This window comes from Butyrivibrio sp. LB2008 (assembly GCF_000621565.1).
GTDB lineage: Bacteria > Bacillota > Clostridia > Lachnospirales > Lachnospiraceae > Butyrivibrio.
This window is the reverse complement of record NZ_KK211305.1, coordinates 218258-233953: the sequence shown is the minus strand read 5'-3', so window position 1 is coordinate 233953 and position 15696 is coordinate 218258. Positions and strand designations below refer to the sequence as shown.

Sequence of the window (15696 nt, the reverse complement as noted above, 5' to 3'; positions counted from 1 at the left end):
TTGTTTCTACGTGTACAAATCAATTTCCGAATTCTATGCCCGTAGAGCCGCTCCTAAATTCACTCACCTCTACGTGTACAAACTGCTTTCCGGGATTCTGTGCCAGTAAATTGACTCCTAAACTCACTTATCCGTCAATCATCCTCTTCTGAGGCTTACGTGATTATCAATCTTATCAAAATACGTTGCAATCTTGGTGAGAGCTTCATCGACACTGCAATCTACATCAAATCCTGCGATAGCCTTCTTTTCAAGCTGCTTCTGAGCCTGAAAACCGATTTTCTTGCAGACAAGGCTTCGACAATCTGCGATGAGCTCAACTTTCTTGAGAGCCCCATCACTTCCACCGCAGCCACTCTGTGAACCGGCGCCGCAGCCGCCTTGTGAGCCATCGCCGCAACCTCCACTCGGCCTTCCACAATTGCTCGTGTCACCGCATTCGGAAGTCTGTGCGTTGCAACCGCTCGAATCGCCATAGCCGGATGCTAGTCCGCCGCAAAAACCTTGCGATCCTGCGCATTTACTTATCTGCGCTGCAGTATCTTCACCTTCTTTTTCATTCCCTGCTCCTGCGCGGGAATTTATCACATCTTCCGCAAACTCTCTGTATTCTTTTTCTTTATAACTTGTTCCTTCCACCTCGTAGATATGGAACCCTTTAGCAGCACCAAAGCCAAGGTCAACGACCTTGGCATCTGATGTTGCGACAGCAATCAAATATGACATCGCTTTTTTCCTTCTTAGTATTTATAAACACGAACTTTAGGCAGATTAGTTAGATCAAAAGCTGTGTTGTCGCTGTGATTATTTATTGGAGAAACATTGACCGGATCAATATTTCTTTAGTTGAATCTCTGTGAAGCTACCGTGTAGATATCCTCAATAAGTCTGATTCCGCCCTCGTAGCCTACAATTGCATCATTAAGAACGATTTTGTCCTTAACGGGCCATGAGATGTTGAGGAAGTTACCCTTTAAGTCTTCCGTCACTTCTTTGTCATAGTAACCACCGAGAACCAGCGGATATCCGTGATAGTCATGACTCTTTATCTGCTCATGAACCTTGTAGCTGTCTGTCTCAAATACAACCTCAGCTTCAAGTCCGTAGTTGAGCTTCTTGAATTCTTCGGTAATTGCTTCCCTGTATTCCTTCGGCGTATCATCGGTGATGAACTGCTTTGCGGGAACAAGTCCGAGATCGTTTGTAAGGAACTTGGTAATTCCGAGAGCGTACTGAGCATCCGCTACAACAGAGAACTGCTTGTTGATTACACGGTTCTCAAGGAAAAGATCCGCAAATCTCTCGATGAGGTAGTAGTAATAATTTTCATGCTCTGTTATTACATCCTCAACCTTCTTCTCATCAATTCCCGCGAACTTTCCGACTTCCCTAAGGAACTTACTTGTCTCGAAAGCTCCGATTGGAAGTGTGCTGTAGTGAAGATAAGGAATACCGAGCTTTTTCTCCATCTTCTTTACGTTCTTAACAGAAACCCAGGGCGAAATAAGAAGGTTAAGCTCCGCCGAAGCGATCTTGTCTATGTTCTTGATTCCTCTCTGATATCCGAAGATAGTGTTTGGTGTAAGCCCGATCTCTTTTAACAGCTTCTCAAGCTCTCTTAAGTTTCCGAGCCAGTAAAGATCCTGATAAGGAACGTCGGCCCAAATATTTACAAGTCCCTTCTCCTTCTTGTCAGTCTTTTTTACATACTGATCTATGATCGCATCGATTATCTGCTCGTGTCCTCTGTAGTTATTTCCCTTAAATCCCGCTGTGGGAGCATAGATTACAGGCTTATCCGCATCTGCAAATTCAGATACGACTTCACCCGAATCATCGCCTACAATCTCAGGAATACAGCCTGTGAGAACCACATAGAGGTCAGCATCGATAACCTTGAGCGAATTCTCGATCGTTGAATGAAGCTTTTTTACACCGCCGAATACAACGTCTTTTTCATTGATACTGGTACAGGGAAAAATATTTGGTGAAAAGTATCCGCTGCTTCCGTTTCCGTCAGAAAGCTTCTGCGCACATCCCGGACCCGAATGAAGGATCGGAATGGCTCTCTCTATTGCCTGCACTGTCTGCATCGCGCCAAGTGCACACTTATATCTTTGTTTATCAAGTAACTTTGCCATTTATATCAGCCTCCGTGAATCATTTTTTGTCCTTTTCCTGCACAAGGAAAGCTCCTACGTTCTGCTTGTACCACCAATCCGTGTAAGGAAGCTTTGTTCTCTTTGCGAGGTTCTTTTCAAAGCTTCTGTTCTTGATGCTATCGAGTATGGAATATGCAAATTCCAGAGTGTGCTTGTAACCGAAAATCATATACTCATCGGCAACATACACAGAAGGTGTTCCGTTCTTGATAGCCCAAACGGTCGAACCCGGATGTCTTGAAAGATACAGATCGGGCTGATATTTGTTGAGGATATTCATAACCTCGAAATTCTGCTGATCGGCAACACTTGCTTCGAAATCAATGTTATTATCCAAAAGATATTTCATTGAAGGCGGAACGTCTCCGTTCTCATATTTCTTGTCATAGTGCCATGCAAGTGCCCAAACAACCTCAATTCCGAGTTCATTCAGGACACGTGATACTTCGAAAGTATAACCGGGTCCCATGCCGAGTACTGCTCTGAGTCCTTTGAGCTCTTTTTTAACTTCTTCAATTTTCGGAAGGTAGATTGCACGCTGCTCTTCAATATACTTCTCAATCTTGTCGCTTCTTCCAGTAACTTTACCGATCTCGCGAAGCCATGCCTCAAATCCGACGATACCGCACTGGTTGATACTTCTTACGTAAGGAACACCATACTTTTCTTCAAGAACGTTTCCTAAGTAGTTTCCGAGTGTTCCGCAGATACATGTTGTGGCAACAGCTTCCGAAATATGTGAAAGCTCTTCAACAGTTGAGTTACAGTAAAGGAATGTAGGCTCGAGATCAAAGTTCTTGAACATCTCGATGATTTCAGGTCTTGCACTCTCATAGAAATTCTTGAAGTTGATCTTGTTGCTCTTTACGCCTTCTCTCGGAGGCTGAACAATTGACTGAAGTACCGCGTGATCTGCGATATCAAAACCTGTAGCCCAGATTCTTGACTTGAATCCTTCGCAGTGAACCGCAACGATAGGCACATCGATTTCTTCTTTTAACTCATCGACGATACTGTCGATATCCTCACCGATGATACCTGTTGCACAGGAACTTGAAACAAAAATTGCCTTTGGGCTATATCTTTTGTTTACTTCAACGATGATGTTGCGAAGCGTAGATGTAGAGCCAAATATTGTATCATTCTCGTTCATATCGGTTCCGACATAAACAGTGTTATTTGTTACACCACGTTTTTTGGCCATAACCTTATCAAGGTAATATGTGCCTGCTGCCGCAACGGAACATCCCGCAGGGCCGTGGTGAATAATAGCAATATCTCTTATAGCAGAGAGCTGACCGAGTGCACAGCTTGAAAGGCATGAACTTGACTGTGAAAAACATCTTGAACAGCCTTTCAAAGTACCGCACTCACTCTGACTTGCAAGATCTTTGAGTGAACCGATGTAGCCTGTGATAGATCCGATTCGGTTCTCTCTTGTAGCTACATTGGAATTATTTAAATTTGTTGCCATGTTATCTTTTATCTCCTACTTTTTTCTTATTCTTGTGGTGCAAAAAGGTTGGTTGAAAGATATCTGAGTCCTGTATCAGGGAATATAGCAACTATCTTCTTTCCTGCATTCTCAGGTCTCTGTGCAAGCTTCTTTGCTGCATAAAGAGCCGCTCCCGATGATGTACCGATAAGGATACCGTCGTTTGCCGCAACCTCTCTTGCAGCTTCAAAAGCTTCAAGAGCCTCAACTTCGATATATTCGTCATAAATCTTTCTGTCGAGTGTTGAAGGAATGAGATTTTCAGCAACACCTTCAAAAGGATGTACTCCCGTGATTTCTTCTTCAGGCTGATTCTTATCCTTGTCAGGAAGTGAATTAGGTCCCGGCTGAACACCGACTACCTTTACGTTAGGATTCTTTTCCTTGAGGTAAGCACCTGTTCCTGAGATTGTTCCGCCTGTTCCTACACAGGCAACAAGAATATCTACCTCACCGTCTGTATCCTCCCAGATCTCGGGGCCTGTTGTTCTCTTGTGTACCGCAGGGTTTGCGGGATTTGAACACTGATCGAGGAAAACAACATGATCTTCCTTATCAAGAACATCTTCCTTGAGTGCCTTGATAGCAGCAACGAAGTCGCCGCCTGTCTCATTAAGAACTTTTGCGATAACAGGTTCATCTCCGAGCTTAATTGTCTTTCCGCCAAATGCCTGGATTACCTGGAATCTCTCTTTACTAACCTGATCCTGGATATAAACTCTGAAAGGATATCCCTTTGCCGCCGCGATCGCAGCAAGTCCGATACCTGTATTTCCGCTTGTTGTCTCAACAACTGTATCACCGGGCTTAAGTCTTCCGCTCTTCTCGGCATCTTCTATCATTGAAAGGGCAATTCTGTCCTTTACGCTCTGGTTTGGGTTAAAATACTCAAGTTTTCCGATAACGGTTGCCTTGAGGTCGTGATGCTTCTCAAATCCCGAAAGCTCAAGAAGTGGTGTTTTCCCTACAAGTTCTGTAATTGATTTATATACGTTTGACATACCCTGTCCTCCTTAATTGTGCATCTTCTTAATAACGATCAAATCTTGTAATCGTCTGAAAGTTCCATCATTCCATACTCCATGAGGATTTCTTCAAGTCTTTCCTGAGTCATGGGTGTGGGGATAACGAAGTCTGTGTTCTCGATAACAGCCTGCGCAAGGTTTCTGTACTCCTGCGCCTGATTTGAATCGGGCTTGTATTCGATAACAGTCTTCTTGTTGATCTCAGCATGCTGAACTACGTTATCTCTTGGAACGAAGTAGAGAAGCTTTGTTCCGAGCTCTTTTGAAAATGCTCTTAAGAGGTCAAGCTCTCTGTCAACATTTCTTGAGTTACAGATGATACCGCCAAGTCTTACTCCGCCAGTTCTTGCATATCTCTGAATACCTTTTGAGATATTGTTTGCAGCATAAAGAGCCATCATCTCACCGCTGGCTACGATATAGATCTCTTTTGCCTTACCTTCACGGATGGGCATTGCGAAACCACCGCAGACAACGTCACCAAGTACGTCGTAGAATACATAATCAAGGTCCTCTGTATACGCGCCGAGGTTCTCAAGCATGTTGATCGAAGTGATGATACCTCTTCCGGCACATCCTACACCGGGCTCCGGTCCACCTGACTCAACGCACTTTGTACCGCCAAAGCCTTCCTTCATGATACGGTCAAGTGAGATGTCCTCACCTTCTTCTCTGATAGTGTCAAGAACCGTCTTCTGAGCAAGTCCGCCAAGAAGAAGTCTTGTTGAATCCGCCTTGGGATCGCAACCAACAACCATTACTTTCTTGCCGTGTTCAACAAGTCCGGCCGTAAGGTTCTGGGTTGTTGTTGACTTTCCGATTCCTCCCTTTCCGTAAATTGCAATCTGCCTAAGTTCTGCCATTTTTTCTTTCTCCTCTTAACTATTGATTTATTTTTTAGAATTTCGCTTGCGCAAAAAAGCGCAAATAAAAAAGGCATGCGAAAATAACTCTGATAGTTACATTCACAAAACCTCCGGTTGTCCGGTCAGCTTCATTACTGTCCTTTTACTCTATTCATTTCCTGAAGTAGTTTCAGATATCCGTCAAGTTTCCTTATCGCTTCCGGAACAGGCCCGGGCATTTCAAATGCCGCAATACCGCGCTCTTCAAGCTCTCCTCTTGCTCCGTCTCCAATTCTGGCTGCCAGAACAAAGTTGCAATCGGAAACTCCGTCTACTCCTCTTTTTAATTCAGCAGCGTCGTGATGTCCTCCCATACAAACGGGATTCACAAATCGCTGTTCAATCTCTTCATAATCGCCGTTATCATCCACATCCACTATAAGGAAGCTCTCAGCTCTTCCAAAGTGCTGATCCACAAACCTGTTGTCCGTAGATGCTAGCGCGACTCTGTAAACTGCTTTATCCATGTGAAAAAGTATTCCTTACATTTAATCTGCTCTGATATACGAGCTTACTGTACTCCGAAACACCCGGTACTCCTACTGCGTCGGCTCTGCAGTGTGCGCAGTGTCTGAATACCTTGATATACTGTTCCGCGTCGCTTCTTGCTTTTTCAATCTGCTCACAAGTGGGCTTTGGTATATCTTTAAGCTGATGCTGCGGTATGAGTGGGATTATGTTGTAGATTATCGCTCCCAATTCTCTAACCGTCTTCGCGATAGTAGCTATATGCTCATCGTTTATTCCGGGTACGAGAACTGTATTTATCTTGACCGTAACACCTGCATCGGCAACCTTCTTGATTCCCTTAAGCTGGTTCTCGATAAGGATCTTAGCTCCCTCTTCTCCGTATATCTTCTCGCCATGCCAGATTATATACTCATTGAGTTTCGCTTCAATCTTAGGATCTACCGCGTTAACCGTAACTGTGAGCGTATCTATTCCGATGTTTATGAGCTCATCAGCCCTCTCATAAAGAAGAAGTCCGTTAGTGCTCATGCACTTAAGAAGCTCCGGATGACTCTCACCGATCTTTTTGAAAGTCTCAAACGCGTAGTCTGTTGCCAAAGTATCTCCGGGGCCTGCTATTCCGGCAACCTTGATATTTGGAACAAAGCCAAGTGCTTTATCAATAAATGTATTCGCTTCATCAGGGGTTATTATCTTGGACGTTACTCCGGGGCGCTGTTCAACGTCATTTATCGTTCTGTCACAGAATCTGCATGCAATATTGCATCCCGGGCTTACCGGAAGATGGATCCTGCCTGCGTTGAACTTGCACCCACCAAAGCACGGATGGTTTTTCTCAAGTTCTTCATACGTTCTAGCCATTCTCTTTTTCTCCTACAAAAATATCTACCAACGTTCGAACCGGCCTCGATAAGATCTCAGCAAGTTCTCACAGCCTAGCTAAACCTCTGCTTGCGGCTGGTCTCAATCTGAGTCACTTTGCCATCGTGAACCGTAATTGTGATTGTGCCATACTGTATACTCTTGATGCTCTCAACTATCCCTTCCAAAACAGCAGCATCAACTTCTTTTGTCAGGGGTACTTCTACCTTTGCCATAAGTTTATCTCCTCGCCGTGTTTCTGTGTTTTTTACCTTACACATCTGTGTTACTAGCATTATGCTTTAGCATAGCGTCGTTGTAAAACACTAAAAATTTATAGCAGGGTATAAAAAATTCTTAACCCTTTATTTTTGAATATTCTTTTCTGACACTTCGAATACTCTCTCAAATTCACTTATAAGATCTTCCGTCCCTTCTATTCCGACAGACAGCCTTAAAATGCGATCGTTGATACCGTTCTTTTCAAGCACGTCCGCAGGAACATCAGCATGTGTCTGTGTGATGGGATACGTTATAAGTGTCTCCGTTCCGCCAAGGCTCTCCGCAAAATAGATAAGATCTACATTTGCAAGTATCTCTTTTGCAAATTCGGCAGAATCAACTTCAAAAGTAAGCATCGCGCCAAAGCCTCTTGCCTGCTTCTTCATGATCTCATACCCCGGATGCTCCTCAAGTCCCGGATATATTACCTTCGTTACATGCTTGTTTTTCTTAAGATACTCCGCGATCGCAAAAGCATTCTCCTGAGCCTTGTTAAGTCTTACCGACAACGTCCTGATTCCTCTTAGGATAAGCCAGCTGTCAAAAGGGCTTAGTCCCGCGCCTGTCGTCTTGTAAATAAAACGAAACCTCTCATCGATCTCATCATCCTTGACGATTGCAAAACCGCCTATGGTATCATGGTGTCCTCCCAGGAACTTTGTTCCCGAATGAAGCACTATATCCGCACCAAGATCGAGCGGATTCTGATAATAGGGGGACAAAAAAGTATTATCCACAATGAGGATGAGTCCTCTCTCATGAACTTTTTTCGCCAGCTCCTCTATATCGGTCACATTCATCATCGGATTGGTCGGCGTCTCAAGATACACTGCCTTCGTGTTCTCTTTTATAAGAGGCCGCACATCTTCACTGCTTAAGTCAGCCGTTGTATATGTCAGCCCATTCTTTTTGCTGATCTCATTAAAAAGTCTTACACTTCCACCATAGAGATCCGAATCAATTATGAAATGATCTCCCGGTGAAAAGAGCTCCATCACCGCCGCAACTGCTGCCATTCCGCTTGAAAAAGCTATCGCATCTTTTCCGTTTTCCAAAAGAGCTACAACGGCCTCCAGCTGCTGCCTGGTGGGATTCTGCATTCTCGTATAGTCAAACCCCGTACTCTCTCCAAGTCCCTTATGCGCAAACGTCGCAGTCTGATAGATTGGATAACTAACCGCTCCCCATGCGTCCTTGATGCTCAGATCATTCAGCTGACACTTGGTATCCACGCTGTACTTTTCCTGCTGTCTACAGTCAATCTCTGTACTCAAATTCACTCCTCCTTAATTGCCAAATCTTTTTATGTATGCAGCATATAATTGCTCCATTGCCTGTTCAATTATGCTTCGGGGACTCGCTATATTGATTCTTTCAAAAAGAGCCGTTTCTCTTCCGAAGATTACTCCGCCGTCAAGCCAGAGCTTTGCTTCATCTTCTATAAATTTCCTAAGTTCCCGATAATTGTCAAAAGCATCTGCAAAGTCAAGCCAGATAAGGTATGTACCTTCCGGCTCGATAAGTTTTATCTTCGGAAGTTTTTCTTTTATAAAAGACCTGATATAATCAAGATTTCCTTCAAGATATGTGAGTAGTTCATCAACCCATTGACCGCCTTTTTCGTAGCAGGCTTTGGTAGCCGTAAGGCCAATTGCATTGCACTGGCTGTAGCCTCCTGCGTCGTTCTCTGTCTTAAATCTGTATCTTACAGATTCATTCGGAATGATTATGTTTGCAATCTGAAGTCCCGCAATATTAAAGGTCTTGCTCGGTGAAGTTCCGAGAATAAGATTCTCCGTGTATTTTTCTCCGAGTGTAATGAACGAAGTGTGCTTATATCCTTTGAATACAAAGTCAGAATGTATCTCATCCGCAAATATTGTAACGTTGTGCTTTGCGCAAATATCACCAAGCTTTATGAGTTCCTCTTTTGTCCAAACACGTCCCGCGGGATTGTGAGGACTACAAAGAAGAAACAGCTTTACATTTTCTTCCGCAACTTTTTTCTCAAAATCTTCAAAATCAATCTCGTAATGCCCATCTTTATATACAAGCTGATTGTTTACGACTTTTCTTTTGTTAAGTTCTATTGTCTCCCTAAACGGATAATAAACAGGCTCCTGAATAATGACGCTCTCACCGGGCTTAGTAAAAGCTCTTACAGCAACCGCGATTGCATAAACTATTCCGGGAACCACGGTATTCCAGCCTTTTTCTATTTCAAAGCCATGCCTTTGGCTGTACCAGTTTGCGACAGCTTGTTGATAGTCTTCCTTGGGATCTGTATATCCGAAAATGCCATGATCCACTCTTGATCTTATGTCATCAAGTATCTCTTCAGGGAGCCTAAAGTCCATATCCGCAACCCAGAGAGGAAGCAGATCGTCACGTCTCCTTCTTTCTATTCCAAAATCATATTTAAGGCTGCTTGTTCCGTGCCTGTCTGTCACCTTGTCAAAATCGTATTTACTCACAATAAGTACCTCTTTTTAAAATTGAGACCGCTCATCATGTATGATGACAAGCGGTCTCATATTAGTCAGTTCAATATAATATAATTGCATGTTGATCGCTTTGTGGAAATGACCACCGGCGGTCTGCTAGTACATTTATAATGTGAATGATATACGATCATGAAGTCAATGAATGCTTAAATGCAAGCATGTACGCATTATTGACTTATGACGCCTATATCATTCAGTTTGCAAAAAGAGGTGTTGAAAGATATCTGTCACCTGAGTCGGGAAGAAGTACAACAATGTTCTTTCCCTTGTTCTCTTCTCTTGCGGCAACGATTGTAGCTGCCTTAAGAGCTGCACCTGATGAGATACCTACAAGGATACCCTCTGATACTGCGAAGTTCTTGCCTTCTGCAAATGCATCGTCATTCTCGATTGCGATAACTTCATCGTAAACTTTTGTATTAAGTGTCTCAGGAACGAAACCTGCACCGATTCCCTGAATCTTGTGAGGTCCTGCTTCACCCTTTGAAAGAACAGGGCTTGTAGCGGGCTCAACTGCGATAACCTTAACGTTAGGATTCTGCTCCTTGAGATATTCGCCTACACCTGTAATTGTTCCGCCTGTACCGATACCTGCGATGAAGATATCAACCTTTCCGTCTGTCTGATCCCAGATCTCAGGACCTGTTGTTGCTTTGTGTATTGCAGGGTTTGCAGGGTTAACGAACTGTCCGAGGATTACTGCTCCTTCGATTTCTTTCTCAAGCTCTTCTGCCTTGGCGATTGCTCCCTTCATTCCCTTAGCACCTTCTGTAAGAACGATCTCTGCACCGTATGCCTTAAGAAGATTTCTTCTCTCTACACTCATCGTATCGGGAAGTGTAAGGATTGCTTTGTATCCCTTAGCTGCTGCAACTGCTGCAAGTCCGATACCTGTGTTTCCACTTGTAGGCTCGATGATTGTTGCTCCGGGTTTGATCTTTCCGCTCTTCTCAGCATCTTCGATCATGCTAAGTGCTACTCTGTCTTTTACAGATCCTGCGGGATTTAAGTACTCAAGCTTTGCAAGGATATTTGCATTTGTTGCTCCAACCTTCTTGCTATATCCGTTAAGTTTAAGAAGAGGTGTTCCTCCGATAAGTTCCAATGCGCTTTCTTTGATGTCTGCCATGATTCATTTCTCCTTTATATATAATTTTTATTTTTGTTCGTGTTTGTTTTGATGATTGAATCATAGCATAAGGGTACTGAGGTGAAAATTAAGGAATACTTATAGCGGAGTATAAACTTTGCTTATACACTGTTTATGCTTTCAATAAACTCTTTTATGTCACCTGCAATTCTCTTTTCTTCAAACTTGTATACATAATGACCGCAGTCAAGCATGATACACTTCCCATCTACCGATGCGTCCGCAATAGCCTGATGTCCGGTTATCCACTTAGGATAAGCGTCACCCGCCTGCTTAGACACATATTGAATCGTAGGTACTGTAGGAAGCGGATTCTTATCAATTTCATCGCACGCCTCAACAATGTGTTTGTTTTCGCTGATAACGTTTTTATTGACCTCATTTCTGCAAGAAATCGCAGTTACCATTTTATCTGTTTCATTCTTGGGTATTCCGTTTATAACTCGCAGTATCCCTGTTTTTTGTAAAAATATAAATATCGGAATCTGAATATTGAAACCTTGCTTTTCGTAAACATCTCTCATAGAAGCTATTGATGTATCCATAGCCACAATTCCTTCTACTTCAGAAGGATATCTCTGTGCCCAAAGAGTTGCCTCAAGTCCTGAAATTGAATGCGGGCACAGTACAAAAGGCCCTTTTATGCCTGCCTTAGCAAGTCCTTCTCTGTCTTCTTCAAGGATCTTATCAAATGTTCTCTCTCCATCCACGGTATCGCTGAGTCCGTATCCGAATCTTTCAATAATAACGACTTTTGCATAAGCACTTAAGTCTTTACAGAGCGGAAGAAAATTGGCATACGGACTGGTATCTCCCCACGCGGACATAAACACTATTGTGTGTTCTCCTTCACCTTCGCTGTAGATATGCATCTTGTGACCGTCTACTTCAACATATCGTCCCGGAGGATCAAGCCAGATTGCTTCTTCTTTTTTCATCCAAAGCTCGTTAAATATAAACAAGGCCGCCATAACTGTTACAACCAAAATAAATGCCTTCTTCATCATTCTTTCTCCCAGTAATCTATAATCTTATTCAGTGCCTTTTTATCAATTCTGCCCATGTTTGAGATTTGCTTCCTCAGCATCTTTTCTATTCCTTCAACCGCATTCTCGCCAATGCTGTCCATTATGAAATACTGCTCTTTTTCTGCATGATAAAATCTAAAGCACTTTGCTATATCTTCAGCGCCTTTTTCATCAAAACTCTCTGCCAGTTTCTTTCCTTTACGGACATATTTTTTCACTTCAGCCTCATCTCCGATGCGTTCGTACAGATATGCCAATAATGCATAACAGGATGCCTGCAGTTTACTAAACCGTCCCACTTCATCTTTTGAATACTGCCCAATCACGTCAATCAATGTTTTAGCCAGACAGATTGCTTCCTCGATATCTTTCTTTTTTCCCTTACCCGCAAGTGCCATTATCATGCATATCGACGCATCGCTAAATTCCGCCAGACGATCTATCATGCTTAATGTACAATAATTAAGCGCCCGGTCCAGCTCTCCGTTCTGCAGATGTATGTATGCCAGAGATATGTTGTTTATACCGGCAAAGTTAATCTCCTTATATTTTTCAAGTGCAACTTTTTTGTCAACAAGCAGGTAATTGTATGCAATCTGCATCTTTATATCATACTCATTTAACTCAGGGTTATTATTCTGCGAAAGATATTGAAGTGATCCGGTCAAAAGATCTATTGCCTTAATCGCATCTTCTTTATCCTGTCTCTCAAGTGCCCTTACCTGATATACCATTGCCGAAGAATATATGACCGCAAAATCATGAGGATGCCTGTTCAAAGCATCCCTCGACAGTTCTATCGCTTCCTCAAAATTATGTTCAGCAACACATGCGTCAATTCTCGCAACAATGTCTTTAGCTTTTTTGGATGCAACATCATATCCCAATAAAGCATCGACTGATACATCAAAGAAACTTGCAATCGTTGTCAGCATCACTATATCGGGAGTATTATTTTCATTTTCCCACCTTGACACTGCGCCTACTGTAACACCAAGTATCTCCGCCAATTTATCCTGAGTCAGATTTTTCTCTTTTCTCAATCTCTTTATGTTTTCATGCAGTTTTAGCTTCATATCACGTCTCCCTACTATCAATATTTATCTGTCATTTCGCTTCGATCGCAGCGCTTATGTATATATTTTATTTGAGCATTTGGAAAAATATAATACACCATATGTATATTTAAGAAAGTTTTTTCTATACGTATCGTATAGATCCTTTAGATTTATTATAAGTCAAAAAAATACAATTACATTAACAAGTGAACACTAAACAGTTCTAAGTCCAGTATTTACGCTATTTTGCGTTATAAAAAAATTGACAATGCCCGTCAATTGTATTATTATTCCTTAGTCACACCGTATCTTAAGTGATTTAAGCGATTTATGTGATGGAAAAAGCATTAAGGAGGTTCAAAGTATGAACAGAGAAGAACTTATTGAGGCAATCTCTACGGAGGCCGATCTTACAAAAGCTGCATCAGAGAAAGTAGTTAAAGCTTTTATCGAAGTAGTTTCAAATGAGCTTGCAAACAAAGGTAAGGTTCAGATCGTTGGTTTTGGAACATTTGAGACAGCTGAAAGAGCTGCAAGAGTTGGACAGAACCCCCAGACAGGTGAAAAGATTGAGATCCCTGCTTCTACAGCACCTAAATTCAAAGCAGGTAAAGCTCTGAAGGATATTGTTAACGCTTAACAAATAATGCTTTTAAAGCCGGAAATCATCGCGATTTCCGGCTTTATATTTTTTATGCCCTTAATTTCTTTATTGTAAATATACCGCAGCCTGTGAACGTTGAAAGTATGCCGACGCATGCCACAATAAACGTACCCACTCCGGGCTTAGACTTAGATTCATTCATAGTTTCTACAATAGAATCTTCAATATCTCTCATTTATCACAATGTATAAGGCCGTTGTCACATCACTAAGAAGGCGTGCCATATCCGGCGAGATATCCTTCTTCATAGACATTTTACTGTTCTTAAATACCATTTCGCCAACAGGTCTCCATGTAAGATTTTCAAGCCAATCTTCGCTGTAAAAAGAATATCATTCATATAGTATTTAAGAAAAAAGGATTATCCAAACCATTGATTGGATAATCCTTTTTCTACGGCTATAGAAGACTATATCCGCAACAATATTACTTTAGATTATTTCAAATTTTCCAACATATTAATGAATGTTCTGCTCTCTTCAGATCCGCTGTCAAAAAATAACCATTCAGGTTTTGAGATCTGTCCTTCTTTTTCAGGCATTTTGGAATAGATCATCTTGTAAATATACGAATCAAGTGATGAAGATTTTTCTTCTCCTCTTTCCTTCCAACGGCGCAAATACCAACCTTCGCCACTGTCGCCTTTATTCCATTCGATTACCTGTTTTTCTCCGTCGATATCCACAAAGAAATACACGTTTAATTCTTCCAAAAATCCTTCTGTCTTTAACCAGAAATAATTGCCGGTAAACGTCACTTTGTTTCCACCGTCTGTCTGAATCTCCCTTCCGTCAATTCTTGTGTCGTAAATAATTTCCTTGCTTCTTACTGCCATACCCATAATGCCTGATCATACCTCTCATCATCTTAGTGCTACTGTCACCAAATAAGTCGACTTTATTACTTGCCTAAATTGTTATTTGTTTCGTTGTCGTCAATCGTCGTACCGCCCGGTACGACTCATTCCTTCGTCTCACAAAATAACAATTTATTCTACGTAAAAAGTCGAGTTATTTGATGACAGCAGCACTAAGTTTTATGTGAAGCCATGCAAATAATCAGGGATATTCACGTAAAAACTACTGATTATGTGTTGTGGTTTTCGTTGTCGTCAATCGTCGTACCGCCCGGTACGACTCATTCCTTCGTCTCACAAAATAACAATTTATTCTGCATAAAAAGTCGAGTTATTTGATGACAGCAGCACTAGTAATATTCTTTTCCTAACATTCGATAGTTCTTAAAATGACGGAAAAGCAAGAATATATTTACTTTATGATATGCGTATGGATTTTTATTATGCAAGGAAAAAGCTGTACTATTTCTTTATCATCCTGTTCAATTGCATGATATTTCGGCAAAATAACTCTTTTCTCCCAGACATCCACCCACATCATAAGGCTCTGATTTCGCAGTCAAAGACTTCTCTCCCGTAGCCATTTCTCCTTCAGTTACGTCTTTTGCTTCTTTTTTGCCCCCTGTTAATGCAAGCACCAATAGCATTAATATCTATCCTGTGTTCTCCGACTTCTTTCATGAGTTTTACAGATAAATAGTTTCATATCGCAATTATTTATATGGGATTTTTAGCTCTTTTTTACGATATTCATAATAAAAAAACAGATAAGCACTATCTTATCACAGTTTTTATATGGGATTTCTGATCTTTTGTACCGGAACACGCCATGAAAACACAGATAGATACTATCTTATTACTGCGATTTATCTGGAATTCTTTGCATTTTTCCCTTTAATCCGACCAAAAAACCCAGATAAGACGATAATCTATCGCAATTCTTATCTGGGTCATCCTTTAAATCTTTCTATATTTTTTCTCCAGAGATATAGCTTAGTAATCAAAAATATGCTCTTTCCCCCTACGTTACTCAGATTCAATTACAACCTTTGTGTCCGTAAACTCTTTCTCACATTTCAGCTATTTCTACGTGCGCAAGTCAAATTTCTGGATTCTATACCCGTAAATTCACTCCCATATTCACTTATTTTTACGGGAACAAATCGATTTTCGGGATTCCATACCCGTAGAGCTCTTCCCAGAATCGCTTATTTCTACGGGCACAAATCGATTCC

General features: G+C 41.7%; 16 protein-coding genes. 1 reads left to right on the top strand and 15 read right to left on the bottom strand.

Annotated features, from left to right (window positions below; genetic code table 11):
• Positions 1 to 138: 138 nt before the first annotated feature.
• The 13 genes from T356_RS0111040 to T356_RS20435 all read right to left on the bottom strand — a co-directional run bounded on the left by T356_RS0111040 (position 139) and on the right by T356_RS20435 (position 12959).
• Entirely contained in the window at positions 139 to 726 is a 588-nt protein-coding gene (locus T356_RS0111040) for a hypothetical protein (RefSeq protein ID WP_026514530.1), read from the bottom strand.
• Between the two features lie 116 nt (positions 727 to 842).
• Positions 843 to 2141, bottom strand: a complete 1299-nt coding sequence (locus tag T356_RS0111035) for a nitrogenase component 1 (RefSeq protein ID WP_026514529.1) — start codon at positions 2139 to 2141, stop codon at positions 843 to 845.
• A 19-nt stretch (positions 2142 to 2160) separates the two neighbouring features.
• Positions 2161 to 3636 (bottom strand): nitrogenase component 1, encoded by a 1476-nt coding sequence (locus T356_RS0111030; RefSeq protein WP_026514528.1) that lies wholly within the window; start codon positions 3634 to 3636, stop codon positions 2161 to 2163.
• Positions 3637 to 3662: 26 nt separating this feature from the next.
• Positions 3663 to 4658 carry a PLP-dependent cysteine synthase family protein gene (locus T356_RS0111025; RefSeq protein WP_026514527.1) on the bottom strand — a complete coding sequence of 332 codons (996 nt, stop codon included), beginning with the start codon at positions 4656 to 4658 and terminating at the stop codon, positions 3663 to 3665.
• Positions 4659 to 4696: 38 nt separating this feature from the next.
• The gene (gene nifH / locus T356_RS0111020; protein WP_026514526.1) at positions 4697 to 5545 is read right to left on the bottom strand and encodes a nitrogenase iron protein; all 849 of its coding nucleotides are present in this window, start codon (positions 5543 to 5545) and stop codon (positions 4697 to 4699) included.
• Positions 5546 to 5679: 134 nt separating this feature from the next.
• On the bottom strand, positions 5680 to 6054 hold the full coding sequence (locus T356_RS0111015; RefSeq protein ID WP_035780984.1) for a NifB/NifX family molybdenum-iron cluster-binding protein: 375 nt from the start codon (positions 6052 to 6054) through the stop codon (positions 5680 to 5682).
• The gene (locus T356_RS0111010; RefSeq protein ID WP_026514524.1) at positions 6047 to 6919 is read right to left on the bottom strand and encodes a radical SAM protein; all 873 of its coding nucleotides are present in this window, start codon (positions 6917 to 6919) and stop codon (positions 6047 to 6049) included. Before T356_RS0111010 ends, T356_RS0111015 begins: the two co-directional genes overlap by 8 nt.
• 74 nt (positions 6920 to 6993) lie before the next feature.
• A complete protein-coding gene (locus T356_RS20860) occupies positions 6994 to 7155 on the bottom strand; it encodes a YezD family protein (RefSeq protein WP_155839025.1) in 162 nt (53 codons plus the stop codon).
• Between the two features lie 129 nt (positions 7156 to 7284).
• Positions 7285 to 8475, bottom strand: a complete 1191-nt coding sequence (locus T356_RS0111000) for a PLP-dependent aspartate aminotransferase family protein (protein WP_330370932.1) — start codon at positions 8473 to 8475, stop codon at positions 7285 to 7287.
• 12 nt (positions 8476 to 8487) lie between these two features.
• A complete protein-coding gene (locus T356_RS0110995) occupies positions 8488 to 9675 on the bottom strand; it encodes a MalY/PatB family protein (protein WP_026514522.1) in 1188 nt (395 codons plus the stop codon).
• 223 nt (positions 9676 to 9898) lie between these two features.
• Positions 9899 to 10834 (bottom strand): cysteine synthase A, encoded by a 936-nt coding sequence (gene cysK, locus T356_RS0110990; RefSeq protein WP_026514521.1) that lies wholly within the window; start codon positions 10832 to 10834, stop codon positions 9899 to 9901.
• Between the two features lie 122 nt (positions 10835 to 10956).
• Entirely contained in the window at positions 10957 to 11862 is a 906-nt protein-coding gene (locus tag T356_RS0110985; RefSeq protein WP_155839024.1) for an alpha/beta fold hydrolase, read from the bottom strand.
• Positions 11859 to 12959 carry a helix-turn-helix domain-containing protein gene (locus T356_RS20435; RefSeq protein ID WP_051563383.1) on the bottom strand — a complete coding sequence of 367 codons (1101 nt, stop codon included), beginning with the start codon at positions 12957 to 12959 and terminating at the stop codon, positions 11859 to 11861. Before T356_RS20435 ends, T356_RS0110985 begins: the two co-directional genes overlap by 4 nt.
• A 346-nt stretch (positions 12960 to 13305) precedes the next feature.
• Here T356_RS20435 and T356_RS0110975 point away from each other — a divergent pair, with 346 nt between their 5' ends.
• Positions 13306 to 13581 carry an HU family DNA-binding protein gene (locus T356_RS0110975; protein ID WP_026514519.1) on the top strand — a complete coding sequence of 92 codons (276 nt, stop codon included), beginning with the start codon at positions 13306 to 13308 and terminating at the stop codon, positions 13579 to 13581.
• A 460-nt stretch (positions 13582 to 14041) separates the two neighbouring features.
• Here the strand turns inward: T356_RS0110975 and T356_RS0110965 are convergent, their stop codons facing one another.
• A complete protein-coding gene (locus tag T356_RS0110965) occupies positions 14042 to 14446 on the bottom strand; it encodes a hypothetical protein (RefSeq protein WP_026514518.1) in 405 nt (134 codons plus the stop codon).
• Positions 14447 to 14943: 497 nt separating this feature from the next.
• On the bottom strand, positions 14944 to 15108 hold the full coding sequence (locus tag T356_RS21125; RefSeq protein WP_155839023.1) for a hypothetical protein: 165 nt from the start codon (positions 15106 to 15108) through the stop codon (positions 14944 to 14946).
• Positions 15109 to 15696 lie beyond the last annotated feature (588 nt).